The sequence below is a fragment of the Isoptericola sp. NPDC056573 genome, assembly GCF_042793335.1.
Lineage (GTDB): Bacteria > Actinomycetota > Actinomycetes > Actinomycetales > Cellulomonadaceae > Isoptericola.
Window position 1 is genome coordinate 213,490 of the sequence record NZ_JBHTUY010000006.1, and the last position, 13,930, is coordinate 227,419.

Genomic DNA, 13,930 nt, shown 5'->3' on the forward strand with positions numbered 1-13,930 from the left:
TGTGCGGTGTCCGAGGGCCGACCTCCGACGGGCCCACCCGAGTCGTCAGAGGTCGGCGCCGAGGGACAGCAGGAGGGGCAGTGCGACGACGACGGCGCCCGCCGCCGCGAGAATCACCACGATCGTGGCCAGGAACTTCCAGACGTTCTGGCTCCGAGTCCGGGCGGTCGGGATTCTCTTCATGGCGTGAGCGTAGCCAGCACCACGCCGGCCGTCCCGGGAACTGTGGGCATGGACCCGGCGGCGATCCATGCTCGACGACGGACGTCACGCCGTGATCTGCGGACCCGCCGCGTCGCCCTTGCGGTACGCGTAGCAGTGATGTCCCGGGACGGAGCGGCGTCACCCCGCCCGGTCTACCAGCAGGGCGAGCTGCACGCGGTTCACACCGAGCCGGGTGGTGGCTCGGGCCAGGTGCGTCTTGACGGTCGCCTCGCCGAGGAACAACCGCTCCGCGATCTGCGCGTTCGACAGGCCTTCGGCGACGCCCCCGGCGATCTCCAGCTCCCGCTCGGTGAGCTGCGCGAGCAGCTCGCGCGCCTCGCGGCGGCCCCGTGCGGCCGGCCGGGAGCCCACCTGCTCCATGACGACGCGTGCGGCCCGCGGCGAGAGCGCGCCCTCGCCCGCAGCCACGGAGCGGACGGCGGCGACGAGCTCGTCCGGGCCGGAGTCCTTCGCGAGGAATCCGGCGGCGCCTGCGTGGACGGCGTCGAGGATGGCCGACTCGGTGTCGAACGACGTCATGGCGATGACGCCGGGCGCCGAGGGCAGCGCGGCGGTGGCGGCGGTGGCGCGGATGCCGTCCACGCGCTCCATCCGGAGATCCATGAGGACGACGTCGGGGTGGTGGGCCTGCACGGCGGTGACCACCTCGTCCCCGTCGTTGGCCTCCGCGACGACGTCGAGACCGCTCTTCGTGAGGATGGTCCGCAAGAATCCGCGCACCATCGCGTCGTCGTCGACGATCATCACCCTGACCACACGCCGACCCTAGCCACTGCTGGTGACCTCAGTCGTCCGCGGTGACCACCCACGGGAGGTGGGCCCGCACCCGGAACCCGCCGTCGTCGGCCGGGGCGGCGTCGAACGAACCGCCGAGGGCACCGCACCGCTCTCGCATCCCGGGGATGCCGACGCCACCGCCGGGGACGCCGCCGCCCGCGGCACCGGGACCGTTGCGCACGACGACGTCGATCCCGGCACCGGGGCGTGCGCGCACGCTGACGTCCACCCGCGCCCCGGGAGCGTGCTTCGCAGCGTTCGTCAGCGACTCCTGCACCACGCGGTAGACGGCGCGGGTTAGGACGGGCGGCGCGGCGTCGGCGTCGGTGACGAACACGGTGGCGGTGACGTCGACGCCGCGCTCACGGGCGCCGTCGAGCAGTTCGGCCAGGTCGCCGAGGGAGGGCGCGGTACCCGAGTACTCCTCGGCGCCGTCACGCAGCGACCTGATGAGGGTGCGCATCTCCTCGAGCGCCCGGTGCGCCGACGAGCGCATGGACCGCGCCGCCTCCCCGACCTCCGGGTCGTCGGACGACACCTCGAGCGAGGCCGCCTCGAGGGACACGAGGGAGAGCTGGTGCGCGACCGTGTCGTGCATCTCGCGGGCGATGAGGTCGCGCTCCTCCTGCCGCGTGAGCTCGGTGCGCAGCGCCTCGGACTCGGCCCGGAGGTCGTCGGCGCGCCGCGCCTCCACGGTCGCCTGCTGCCGCGCCTCCTGGGCGGCGACGTCGGCGCGCTGCGCCACCTGGCGCGCGGCGTCGGCGTCGGCGTTCGCGGTGACGAGCCGCCGCAGGAGCCCGGCGCCGACCGAGACGGCGAGCCCGAGCACGCCCAGCACGATGTACCCCACCGGCGACATGTACGAGGTGGAGCCGTTCTCGAGCGCCACCGAGAAGACCACCTGCGGCGCGGTCGTGGCGTCGCGCCAGAAGGTGACGAGCAGGGCGAGGGCCGTCGCGCCGCCGCACAGCAGGCTGCGGCGCAGGTCCGTCCGCGCGATCACCCAGGAGAGCGCGATGAGCGGCGCGACGGCGCCCAGCGGCCCGACGACGCCGGCCGCCGCCGTCGCGAGGCACACCAGGACCGGGCGCGACGTCCGCCACCACATCGCGGCGGCGACCCCGACCGAGACGACGAACCACAGCAGCGACAGGGCGACGTCACCGCCGCCCAGGTCGTCCACCGGGGTGGCGAACGCGATCCCGACGATCGCGCAGGACCACGCCACGACCATCGCGCCGATCGTGCCCGCGACGCTCCAGAACCGTCGGCCGGGCGAGGGGCGCGACGCGGCCACGCCGGGGGCTGGGCGGGGCGGGGCATAGGGCTGCGCGACCGTGGGCTGCACCGCCGGGCCGTGGGGCGGCGGGCCGTAGGGCGACGGCGGGCCGTAGGGGGAGGCCCCGCGAGGGGCCTGGGCGTACGGCTGGGCGTACGGCGGCGCCGGCGGGGGAGGCGTGCCCGGTGCCTGACCACCGGGCGCGCCCGACGGCGGGCGGCCGTACGGGTCGGCGGGGCTCGGCGGCGGATTCATGCGGGCAGCGTACGGCGGTCGCCGGCCGGCCGCCGTCCCCCGATCGGCTCGACGGCGGGGGAAAGCCTTCCACCTTTCGGCTCGGCCGGCCGAGCCGAGAAGGGGATCCGCCGGGGTGCCCCCGCGCCGGACGATCGTCCCGTTCCGATCGACGCCCCGGCCCTCGTGGCACCGCACCCCCTCAGGAGTCCTCATGTCCACGCCTCACCCCGACCCCTCCCAGCAGCCCGTGCCGCAGCAGTACGCGCAGCAGCCCTACCCGCAGCAGCCGTACGGGCAGCCGCAGCCCGGTCAGCAGGCGCCCCACGGCGCGCCGCAGGGCTGGTCGCCGCAGCCGCAGATGCCGCCGGCGCCGGAGAAGCGCAAGAACTGGTTCGCCCGTCACAAGGTGCTCACCGGGCTCGGCGCTGCCGTGGTCCTCGTCGTCATCATCGCGAGCGCGAGCGGCGGGGGCGACGACGGCCCCGCCGTCGCCGACGTCGACCCCGCCGCGGCGCAGCAGGCGGAGGCGGCGACGGACGAGACCGCGGACAAGCCCGCCGAGGACGCGAAGGCCGAGAAGCCCGCGAAGGACGAGACGTCGAACGAGCTGCCCGCCGTCGGCGACAAGGTCCGCGACGGCAAGTTCGAGTTCACCGTGACCAAGCTCGAGGACGGCGTGCAGGAGGTCGGCGACGAGTTCCTGGGCGAGACGGCGCAGGGTCAGTTCGTGCTGGTCCACATGACGGTGGAGAACATCGGCGACGAGGCCCAGTACTTCGACGGGAGCAGCCAGAGCCTCGTCGACACGAAGGGGCGGACGCACTCGGCGGACTCCGAGGCCGGGATCTACCTCGACGAGTCCAACTCGTTCCTCAACGAGATCAACCCCGGCAACAAGGTCGACGGGGTCGTGGTCTTCGACATCCCTCAGAACGCCACCCCGGCGACGCTCGAGCTGCACGACTCGATGTTCTCCGGCGGTGTCGAGGTCGCGGTGAAGTGACGCCCGTGACGCGATGACCGTCTCTGCCCGCCGTCCGTCCCTCCCCGACGGCCGACGGGCAGAGGCTCGTGTCCGCGGGCGCGCGTACGGTCGATCTGTCGACGTACGACCCGCAAGGAGGCGACGCCATGACCACCGACCGCACGGACGCACCGGACGCCGTGGCCGCAGAGTTCTTCGACCGCTACCGGCAGGCGCTGCTGGACCGTGACGAGGCGGCGGTCGCGGACCTGTACGCGGTACCGGCCCTGATCCTGTTCCCGGGGCAGTCGCTGCCGGTGACGAGCCGCGCGCAGACGGAGCAGTTCTTCGGGTCGTCGTGGAGCCAGTACGAGGGCGTCACGGGTATGACGTCGGACGTGCGGGTCGCGGCCGCCACGACGCACAGCGTGTGGGCCGACGTGACGTGGCACCACGACGGGCCCGGCGAGGGCACCGAACGGTTCGTGTACCAGCTCGTGCGCACGGACGACGGGTGGCGCATCGCCGTGCTCACGCCGATGGACGCGTGACGCGGGCGGGAGGTCGGTACGCCCGTCCCTGACCGGTGCTCGCGGGTAGGGTCTGCGCATGACGAGCAGGTGGCGTGCCGCGGGGCCGGTCACGCTGAAGGAGGTCGCCGCCGCCGCCGGGGTCTCGGTCGCGACGGCGTCGCACGCACTGACCGGTCGCGGCCGGATGACCGATGCGACCCGCACCCGGGTGCAGCAGACGGCGGACGAGCTGGGCTACGTGGCGAACTCCCTGGCGCGCGGCCTGCGGACCGGTCGCGCCCAGGCGATCGGGATCCACCACCAGCACGCCGCGGCGGCCCTGGCGAAGCCGTACTTCCGCGAGTTCCTCGCGGGCGCCATCGAGACGGCGCACCAGCACGATCTCGACGTCGTGGTCCTCTCCTCCGACGCCTCCCAGCCTCGCGCGACGACCCCGCGGGTCGACGGAATCGTGGTCGTGGACCCGATCGGTGACGACCGGCGGGCCCGCGAGCTGATGTCGATGTCGGTCCCGGTGGTCGCCGGCGAGCACGTGCCGCCGCAGCTGTCGCGGTGCGCGGTGGTCGCGGCCGACCACGAGACGGCCGTCCGCACCCTGCTCGACGCCGCGGCGGCGCGCGGCGCCCGCCGCCCGCTGCTCGCCGCCCCCGACGCGCACAGCGGGTGGGGCATCCTGCTGCGCGACGTCGTGACCCGCTGGTGCGATGAGCGGGGCGTGACGCCGGTGCTGGTCGAGACCACGTTCGGCGAGCGTTCCGTGGCGCTCCACCGTGAGCTGCTGCGTCCGGTGCTGGCCGCTCATCCCGACGTCGACCTCGTGCTGGGGGCGTCGTCGTTCGTGGCCCGCGGTGCGATGGAGGTCCTCCGGGCGGAGGGCCGGGAACCCGGTCGCGACGTGCTCGTCGCCGCCTGCGCCGACGAGCCGGCTCTGCTCAGCGAGGACCCGCCGGTCTCGGCGATCGAGCTCCCGGCCCACGCGCTGGGGGTCGCCTGCGTCCAGCGCCTCGTCGCGCTGATCGAGGGCGAGGAGGATCCGTCGGAGGCGGTCGGGTCGGTGCGCACGGTGCCGGCGCCGGTGCACCTGCGGGAGTCCACCGCGGGGACGCCCGCTCGCGACGGCGTCTGACAAATCGTTTCACCACGGTTACGTCCGAGGTGCGGGCACGTGTCGCGGTCTCGAGCCGTGGCGCCTGGGGTAAAACGTGCGTTTCGGCTCCCCTCGAAGCCTGGATAAACGATTAGGCAGCGCCCTAGCGTCGCCGCCATGACCTCCGAGCACGACACCACCGACGGCGCCGACCAGGACACGACGGCCGGCGCGCACGACGACCACGACGGTCAGGACCACGCGCACGGCGGCGACGAGCACAGCCACGACCGGTGGCCCGAGGGCTTCTGGGAGCAGCCGCGCCGGCTGGGCGAAGGACTGGACGGGCACGGCGCCACGGACGACTACAACGAGGGCCGCACGCCCGGGTTGTTCCACGTCAACCGTCGCCACTCGGGCAGCCACTCGGGCATCCGCACGTTCGCCCGGCTCCCGATGGCGCTCACGCCGGAGGACCTCGTCGCCGCGGGCGTCGACGTCGCCGTGTTGGGGGTGCCGTGGGACTCGACGGCGGGCGGCCGGTCCGGCACGAACCACGGTCCGCTCGCGCTCCGGCAGGTCCCGTCGTTCGCCGGTTATGGCTTCCCGAGCAAGCACCTCGACGTGCGCGTCGACCCGTTCGAGGTCCTCACGATGTGCGACTACGGCGACTCGCCGATCCACGTCGGGAACACGGCGGGCACCTTCGAGTCGGTCCGGAAGTTCGTGGGGACCGTGGTCACGTCGGGCGCGATCCCGATCATCATGGGCGGCGACCACGCGATCACCTGGCCGTGCGCGACGGCGGTCGCGGACCACTACGGCTACGGCAAGGTCGGCATCGTCCACTTCGACGCGCACGCCGACGTCGGCACCGACATGAACGGCGCCCTGGCCTCCCACGGCACCCCCATGCGCAAGCTCATCGACTCCGGCGCGGTGCCCGGCAAGAACTTCGTCCAGGTGGGGCTGCGCGGGTACTGGCCGGACCAGGAGACGCTCGACTGGATGGACGAGCGCCAGATGCGCACCCACTTCATGGCGGAGATCGTCCGCGACGGCTTCGACAAGGTCCTCGAGCGCGCCGTCGACGAGGCCCTGGACCAGGCCGACCACCTGTACATCTCGCTCGACATCGACGTCTGCGACCCGGCGTTCGCGCCCGGCACGGGCACCCCGGTCGCGGGCGGCATCACCTCCATCGACGTGCTGCGGGCCGTGCGGCGGCTCTCGGCCGAGGTCGGGATCGTCGCGATGGACGTCGTCGAGGTGGCGCCGCCCTACGACAACGACGGCGAGATCACCGTGCTGCTGGCCAACCGCGCGATCGGGGAGGCCATGACCGGCACCGCGATGCGCCGGCTCGGCCTCACGGGCCCCGACCACGCCGACCCCCACGCGCTCAACCGCACCGCCGACGGCCGGCAGCGCACGCAGGTCTTCCGCGACGCCCCGGCCTGAGCACCACCCGACGCCCCACCCCGACGACCCCCACCCCGACGACCCGAGGACACGCATGTCACACGACCACGACCACTCTCACGACCGGTGGCCCGACGGCTTCTGGGAGCAGCCTCGCCGCCTGGGCCAGGGGCTGGAGGGCCACGGCGCCACCGACGACTTCAACGAGGGACGTCCCCCGGGGCTGCTGTTCGCGAACCGCAAGGCCGAGGGCGGGTTCGCGGGGATCCAGACGTTCGCCAAGCTGCCGGTGGCGCTCACGCCCGAGGACCTGCGGGCCGCCCAGGTCGACGTCGCCGTCCTGGGCGTCCCGTGGGACTCGACCGCCACCGGCCGGACCGGCACCAACCACGGGCCGCTCGCCATCCGGGCGTGCGACTACAAGGGCGGCTACGGGCGCCCGCACTTCTCCCTCGACACCCACGTCGACGCGTTCGACGAGCTGGTGATGGCCGACTACGGCGACGCCCCCGTCTTCGTGGGAAACACCGCGAAGACGTTCGAGGAGGTGCGCAAGTTCATCGGCACGGTCGTCGACGCCGGGGCCGTCCCGATCGTCCTGGGCGGCGACCACGCGATCACGTGGCCGTCGGCGACGGCGGTCGCGGACCACTACGGGCACGGCAAGGTCGGCATCGTCCACTTCGACGCGCACGCGGACACCGGGTCGGACATGCCGGGGTCGCTCGCGTCGCACGGCACGCCCATGCGCCACCTCATCGACTCGGGCGCCGTGCCGGGCAAGAACTTCGTCCAGGTGGGGCTGCGCGGCTACTGGCCCGACCAGCAGACGCTCGACTGGATGGACGACCAGCGCATGCGCACCCACTTCATGGCCGAGATCGTCCGCGACGGCTTCGACAAGGTCCTGGAGCGCGCCGTCGACGAGGCCCTCGACCAGGCCGACCACCTGTACATCTCGCTCGACATCGACGTCTGCGACCCGGCCTACGCCCCGGGCACCGGCACCCCCGAGCCCGGCGGTATCACCTCGAACGACATCCTCCGGGCCGTGCGGCGCCTCGCCGCCGAGGTCGGGATCGTCGCGATGGACGTCGTCGAGGTCTCCCCGCCCTACGACGACCGCGGCGAGATCACCGCCCTGCTGGCCAACCGCGCCGTCCGCGAGGCCATGACCGGCATCGCGATGCACCGCCGGGGCCTCACCGAGCCCGACTACCTGCACCCCTACGCGATCGGCCTGGACGCCGACGGCAACCGCCGCAACCAGGTCTTCCGCACCGCCGACTGACGCACCGCCGACCGCACCGTCCCTGCACCGTCCCCGCACCGCCCTGCCGAGCCAGCTCAGAGAGAGAAGACCACCATGACCTCACGCACGCGCCGTGTGCCCGTCGTGGCGAGGCGCACCCTGGCGCTCCTCGCCGTCGGCACCGTCCTGCTCTCCGGCTGCGCCGGCGGGGAGTCCGGCGACGCCTCCGCCACCGCGGCCGCCCCCACCGACGGCGTGCTGCGGCTGGGGGTGCTCAACGACATCGGCCAGCCGCCGGACCCGGACGTGTACTACTCGGGCAACGGCCTGGCCATCACCACCAACGCCTACGAGGGTCTCGTGCGCTACGAGGCGGGCAACCACGACGCCGCCACCGTGGTGCCGTCGCTCGCGGAGTCGTGGGAGGTCAGCGACGACTTCACCGAGTACACCTTCGTGCTGCGCGAGGGCGTGACGTTCCACGACGGCACGGCGTTCGACGCGTCCGCGGTCGAGGCGTCGTTCCAGCGCCGCCTCGACGTGGACGCCGGCCCCGCCTACATGGTGCAGGGCGTCGCAGACGTCGAGGAGGTGGACGACCACACCGTCACGGTCACGCTGGAGCAGCCCAACTCGGCGTTCCTCGACTACCTGGCCTCCCCGTACGGGCCGCGGATGATCAGCCCGACGGCGCTGAAGGAGCACGCGGGCGACGACTTCGCGCAGACCTGGCTGTCGACGCACTCGGCGGGCACCGGCCCGTACGTCCTGTCCGAGGCGGTCGTGGGGGAGGGCTACGAGCTCACCTGGTTCGACGAGTACTGGGGCGACCTCGACCCCACGTTCACCACCGTGGAGCTGCCGGTCTACACCGAGATCTCCGCGATGCAGCTCGAGCTGGAGAACGGCGACCTGCACGCCCTGCTGTCGGGGGTGCCGACGGCGTCGCGCCAGAAGTACCTCGACTCGGAGGCGCTGGAGGCGTTCGCGCTGCCGTCCTTCCAGGTGGGCGTCATGTACATGAACCCGAACCGCGACCTCCTCGCCGACGCCGACGCCCGCCGGACCCTCTTCGAGGGGATCGACTGGGCGGCGCTCATCGACCAGGTCACCGGGGTGAGCTCCGAGGTGGCCCAGGGCTACTACCCGAAGGGCGCCCTGCCCGCCGACGTCGACACCCGCGAGCTCGTGCACGACCCGGCGGCGCTCGAGGAGTGGGTGGGGTCGCTGGCCCCGGGCACCGCGATCCAGATCGGCTACAACGCCGGCGGTTCGGACGCCGAGCAGATGGCCAACATCGTCGCCGCCCAGCTGCAGGCGCTGGGGATGACCGCGACGGTCACCAGCCACCAGTCCTCCGAGGTCTTCGGCGACTTCCCCGAGCACCCGGAGGACGCCCCCGACGTGCTCATCGCGCCCGCCACATGGCCGGACTCCAACAACGCCTACATGCACGGCCACGTCTTCTGGGACGAGGACGGCGGGCTCAACCACCTGCAGTGCTCCGACGAGACGACGACCGGGTTGCTCGACGAGGCCCTCACCACCGGGTCCGCCGAGACGTACGTCGAGGCCGCCGCCGCCGCCTACGAGGCCGGGTGCGCGCCCGTCTTCGCCTGGTCCACGGACTTCATGGTGGCCCAGGACTGGCTGGAGGGAGTCGAGTCGTCCCACTCCATCGCGGCCCCCGCCACGCTCGACTTCGCGACCCTCCGCATCGACGAGCCCGCGGCCGCCGAGTGACGCGGGCACCCCGCCCGGCACCGAAGGAGACAGACGCCATGCCCCCGCCCGTGACCGCCGGACACACCCGGCTGCGCGACCTCCCCTCGGCCTTCTGGTGGCTGTGGACGGCGCAGCTCGTGGTGTGGATCGGACGGTTCGTCGTCCCCTACATGACGATCTTCCTCACCTCCTCGGTCGGCATGTCCGCCGGCGAGGCGGGGCTCGTGGTCGCCGCGTACGGGGTCGGGGTCGTGGTCTCGTCCCTCGCGGGCGGGGTGCTCGCCGACAAGGTCGGGCGCCGGCGGGTGCTCCTCGCCGGCGAGCTGCTGAGCGTGGTGGCCCTCGTGGCCATCCCGATGGCCGACAGCGCCGGCCTGATCGCCGTCCTGCTCACCGCGTACGGCCTGTTCAACGGCACCTGCGGTCCCGTCATCCAGACCATGGTGGGCGACCTCGTCGAGCCGCAGCACCGGCGCACCGCGTTCAACTACAACTACTGGGCCGTCAACCTCGGGTACGCCATCGGCCCGCTCGCCGCGGGGTTCATGGCCGAGGTGTCCTTCTCCCTGCTGTTCTGGTGCCAGGCCGGGCTCGTGCTCGTCTCCGTGGGCGTCATCGCCGCCAAGGTCCCCGAGACCCGCGTCCAGCTGCCCGAGGAGGCGCCGACGACGGACGGCGCCGCGCGCGAGCCCGGCCGGGCCGGGCGCGGCGGCCTGCTGTCCGTGCTCCGCGACCGCACCTTCATGACCTTCGCCGCGGTGATGTTCGTGTACTCGATCGTCTACGTGCAGTCCACCACCACGCTGCCGCTGGTCATGACCGAGCAGGGGCACCCGTCCAGCCACTTCGGCATCCTGCTCACCCTCAACGGCGTGCTGCTGTGCCTGCTGCAGCTGCCCACCGCGCGGCTGTTCAACCGCTGGTCGCGCGACCTGGTGATCGTCCTCGCGATCACCCTCACGGCGGTGGGCGTCGGCCTACAGTCGCTGGCCGCCACCCTGCCGATGTACTTCGTGACCGTCGCGATCTGGACCCTCGGCGAGATGGGCTCCCACCCCCAGGCGACGTCGATGACGGCGGACCTCGCCGACCCGCTCCGGCGCGGGCGCTACCAGGGCGTCTACGGGCTCACCCACTCGCTGGCGACGGCGGTCGGGCCGGTCGCCGGCGGGTTCGTGCTGGACGCCTACGGGTCGCAGGTGCTGTGGCTCGGCGCGTCCGGGCTGGCGCTCGTCGTCGCGGCCCTGCTCGCGATCACCGCCCGGTCACGGCAGCGCCGCGTCGCCGAGGTCACGGCCCTCGACGCCGCCCGCCGCGCCGCGCTGCGCCCGCGAGCGCCCGCGGAGGCCGGCCACCCCTAGGCCCCGCCCCGCCCGCCCCCGTCACGCCCGTCCTCCCGCTCGTCCCCGCCGCACCAGCAACGAAGGAGCCGGTCCCATGGATGTCGCCGCACCGCCCTCCACGGGCACGCTGCCCGACCCGGGCCCCGTCAGCCCCGTCAGCACCGTCAGCACCGCCGATCCCGTCGCCCGGCTGCGCGGGCTGGACGTGAGTCTCGAGCGCCACGGGGTCCGTTCGCAGATCCTGCACGGCGTCGACCTCGAGATCGGGCGCGGTGAGATCGTCGGCGTCGTCGGGGAGTCCGGCTCCGGCAAGAGCGTGATGAGCATGGCGATGCTCGGGCTCCTGCCCGAGTCGTCCCGCCCCCGGATCGACGGCACCCTCGAGGTGGCCGGGCTGGACCTGCGGACGGCGTCGCCCGGTCGGCTGCGCGAGGCCCGGCGCAGCCGCCTGGGCGTGGTCTTCCAGGACCCGATGACGTCGCTCAACCCGACGATGACCGTCGGACGGCAGGTCGCCGAGAAGGCCGGGTCGCCGGACGAGGCCGTCCGGCTCATGCGCGAGGTCGGGATCCCGCAGCCCGAGCGCCGGTACCGCTCCTACCCGCACGAGCTCTCCGGCGGGCTGCGGCAGCGCGTCATGATCGCCATGGCCCTGGCGGGCAGGCCCGAGCTGGTCGTGGCGGACGAGCCGACCACCGCCCTCGACGTCACCGTCCAGGCGCAGATCCTCCGGCTGCTCGCGGGGCTGCGGGACGACGTCGGCTGCTCCGTCGTGATGATCACGCACGACCTGGGCGTCGCCGCGCAGGTCGCCGACCGCATCGCCGTCATGTACCGGGGGCGGATCGTGGAGATCGGGTCCACGGAGCAGGTGCTGGAGCACCCTCGGCACCCCTACACCCTGGGGCTGCTCGGGTCCCGGCTGTCGCTGGACTCGGACCGGACGCGGCCGCTGTGGAGCCTCCCCACCGAGGTCACCGGGGCCACCTCGGCCACGGGGGTAGCCGGGGGCGGGGGCGGGTGCGCGTTCAGGGCGCGCTGCCGGTTCGCCGTCGAGTCGTGCGGGGTCGGCGCCCCGCCCCTGGACGCGGCCGGCGAGGACGGCGCCGCGGGGCACCGCATCGCGTGCTTCGAGTCCGCCCGGCTCGGCGACCAGGGCGTCACGCGCACCCTGCTCGACCCGCTGCCGCCGCTGCCGGAGCCCGACCGCGGCGCGCCCCTGATCCAGGCGGCGGAGCTGACGTGCACCTTCCAGGTCCGCGACGAGCGCGGTCGCAAGGCGCGGCTCGGCGCGCTGCGGGGCGTCACGTTCGACCTCCAGCCCGGCGAGTCGGTGGCCGTGGTGGGCGAGTCGGGGTCGGGCAAGTCGACGCTGCTGCGGGTGGCGGGGCACCTCGAGAAGCGGTTCACGGGCTCGGTGCGCGGCCCGAGCGGCACCGACGTGCAGATGGTGTTCCAGGACGCGGGCTCGTCGCTCACGCCGTGGATGACGATCCGGGAGGTGCTGCACGAGCGCCTGCCGCGCCGCACGGACCGGGCGGAGAAGGAGCGGAGGGCCCTCGCGATCCTCGACCGTGTCGGGCTGCCGCCGGCGGTGCTCGACGCCCGTCCCGGCGAGCTCTCGGGCGGGCAGCGCCAGCGGGTGGTGCTGGCCCGCGCCACCATCGTGCCGCCCCGGGTGCTGCTGTGCGACGAGCCGACGAGCGCCCTGGACGTGTCGGTCGCGGCGAACGTGCTCAACCTCGTCAACGAGATGCGGCGCGAGCTGGGGATCGCGGTCATGTTCGTCACGCACGACCTCGCCGTCGCGCGCATCGTCGGCGACCGGATCGCCGTGATGTACCTCGGCCGCATCGTCGAGGTGGGCCGGGCGGAGGACGTCATCGGCCGCCCGCAGCACCCGTACACGCGCAACCTCGTGGCCGCCGTGCCGCAGCCGGGCGTCACGGTGGAGCCGTTGCCGGGCGAGCCCGCCAGCGCGCTCGACCCGCCCACCGGCTGCGCGTTCCACCCCCGGTGCCCCGTCGCCGTCCCCGAGTGCTCGAGCACCCTGGTCGGGATCCAGCTCACCGCCGTCGACGGGCGCCCGTCCGCCGACGTCGCCCGCCGCCACGAGGTGGCCTGCCTCCGCCGAGGAGAGATCTGATGGCCGACGTCCTGACCCGCACCGACGACCGTCCACCCCCCGGGGCTGCGTCCGGCCCGCCCGCCGCCGCGCCGCACCCGGCGCCGCGATGGCGCCTGACCGCCCGCCGGGCGTCCGGCGGCACGAACACCCGCGCCCGCCGGGCGCTGGACTGGACGCTCATCGGCCTGCTCGTGGCCCTCACCGTCCTGGCCGTCGTCGCCCCGCTCGTCGCGCCGCACGACCCCGTCCAGCCGGTCGGCCCGCCCAAGCTCCCGCCGCTCTCCGAGGGGTTCCTGCTCGGCACCGACCAGATCGGCCGGGACACGTTCTCCCGGGTCCTCGTCGGGCTCCGGACGTCGTGGCTGCTGTCCATCGCGGTCACGGCGGTCGGGCTGGCCGTGGGGTCGCTCGTCGGCGTGGTCGCGGGGGTGGCCGGCGGGTGGCTCGACGCGCTGCTGATGCGCACCACGGAGGTCTTCCTCGCGCTGCCGTCCATGCTGGTGGCCGTGGCCGTCGCGGCCGCCCTGGGGCCGGGCCTGTTCAACACGTTCCTCGCGGTGAGCATCGTCTGGTGGCCGTACTACGCCCGGATCGTGCGCGGCGAGGTGCGCGGCATCATGGCCCGGCCGCACGTGGAGGCCGCCCGCATGGCCGGCGTCGGCCGGGCGCGGCTCGTCCGGCGGCACGTGCTGCCGGGCGTGGTGCCCACCGCGATCGTCACCGCCAGCCTCGACATCGGCAACGTCGTGATGGTGCTGGCGTCTCTCTCGTTCCTGGGGCTGGGTCAGCCGGCGCCCGCGCCGGAGCTCGGCGCGGACACCTCGCGGGCGCTGGTGGAGATCCTCGACGCCTGGTGGATCCCGCTCGTCCCCGGCGTCGCCGTGATGCTGCTCGGCCTGCTGTCGAACCTCGCCGGGGACGCACTGCGCCACCGGCTCGCCCACCGGAGGTGATGTCC

Annotated in this window: 12 protein-coding genes; 9 read left to right on the forward strand and 3 right to left on the reverse strand. The window is 73.8% G+C overall.

All coding sequences use genetic code 11. The annotated features are described in order from the left end of the window. Nucleotides 1-45: 45 nt before the first annotated feature. From ACFQ8E_RS12930 to ACFQ8E_RS12940, 3 genes are all read right to left on the reverse strand, one after another. Nucleotides 46-183 carry a hypothetical protein gene (locus ACFQ8E_RS12930; RefSeq protein WP_430550965.1) on the reverse strand — a complete coding sequence of 46 codons (138 nt, stop codon included), beginning with the start codon at nucleotides 181-183 and terminating at the stop codon, nucleotides 46-48. Between the two features lie 159 nt (nucleotides 184-342). After that, entirely contained in the window at nucleotides 343-981 is a 639-nt protein-coding gene (locus ACFQ8E_RS12935) for a response regulator (protein ID WP_430550966.1), read from the reverse strand. 28 nt (nucleotides 982-1,009) lie between these two features. After that, nucleotides 1,010-2,536, reverse strand: coding sequence for a sensor histidine kinase (locus ACFQ8E_RS12940; RefSeq protein ID WP_430550967.1), 1,527 nt, complete (start codon nucleotides 2,534-2,536; stop codon nucleotides 1,010-1,012). 193 nt (nucleotides 2,537-2,729) lie between these two features. On the opposite strand from ACFQ8E_RS12940, the gene ACFQ8E_RS12945 reads away from it, so the two are divergent. The 9 genes from ACFQ8E_RS12945 (at nucleotide 2,730) to ACFQ8E_RS12985 (ending at nucleotide 13,925) form a co-directional block, all read left to right on the forward strand. Then, a complete protein-coding gene (locus ACFQ8E_RS12945) occupies nucleotides 2,730-3,521 on the forward strand; it encodes a DUF4352 domain-containing protein (protein ID WP_430550968.1) in 792 nt (263 codons plus the stop codon). Between the two features lie 128 nt (nucleotides 3,522-3,649). Continuing rightward, nucleotides 3,650-4,033, forward strand: coding sequence for a DUF4440 domain-containing protein (locus ACFQ8E_RS12950; RefSeq protein ID WP_430550969.1), 384 nt, complete (start codon nucleotides 3,650-3,652; stop codon nucleotides 4,031-4,033). Nucleotides 4,034-4,091: 58 nt separating this feature from the next. Continuing rightward, nucleotides 4,092-5,141, forward strand: a complete 1,050-nt coding sequence (locus ACFQ8E_RS12955) for a LacI family DNA-binding transcriptional regulator (RefSeq protein ID WP_430550970.1) — start codon at nucleotides 4,092-4,094, stop codon at nucleotides 5,139-5,141. Between the two features lie 138 nt (nucleotides 5,142-5,279). After that, complete coding sequence (gene speB / locus ACFQ8E_RS12960) at nucleotides 5,280-6,563, forward strand: agmatinase (RefSeq protein ID WP_430550971.1); 1,284 nt, start codon at nucleotides 5,280-5,282, stop codon at nucleotides 6,561-6,563. Nucleotides 6,564-6,618: 55 nt separating this feature from the next. Next, the gene (gene speB / locus ACFQ8E_RS12965; protein WP_430550972.1) at nucleotides 6,619-7,815 is read left to right on the forward strand and encodes an agmatinase; all 1,197 of its coding nucleotides are present in this window, start codon (nucleotides 6,619-6,621) and stop codon (nucleotides 7,813-7,815) included. A 75-nt stretch (nucleotides 7,816-7,890) separates the two neighbouring features. Continuing rightward, complete coding sequence (locus ACFQ8E_RS12970) at nucleotides 7,891-9,519, forward strand: ABC transporter substrate-binding protein (protein ID WP_430550973.1); 1,629 nt, start codon at nucleotides 7,891-7,893, stop codon at nucleotides 9,517-9,519. A 38-nt stretch (nucleotides 9,520-9,557) separates the two neighbouring features. Next, a complete protein-coding gene (locus tag ACFQ8E_RS12975) occupies nucleotides 9,558-10,862 on the forward strand; it encodes an MDR family MFS transporter (protein WP_430550974.1) in 1,305 nt (434 codons plus the stop codon). Between the two features lie 76 nt (nucleotides 10,863-10,938). Next, the gene (locus ACFQ8E_RS12980) at nucleotides 10,939-12,990 is read left to right on the forward strand and encodes a dipeptide ABC transporter ATP-binding protein (protein ID WP_430550975.1); all 2,052 of its coding nucleotides are present in this window, start codon (nucleotides 10,939-10,941) and stop codon (nucleotides 12,988-12,990) included. Next, the gene (locus tag ACFQ8E_RS12985; protein WP_430550976.1) at nucleotides 12,990-13,925 is read left to right on the forward strand and encodes an ABC transporter permease; all 936 of its coding nucleotides are present in this window, start codon (nucleotides 12,990-12,992) and stop codon (nucleotides 13,923-13,925) included. Before ACFQ8E_RS12980 ends, ACFQ8E_RS12985 begins: the two co-directional genes overlap by 1 nt. Nucleotides 13,926-13,930: the final 5 nt, after the last annotated feature.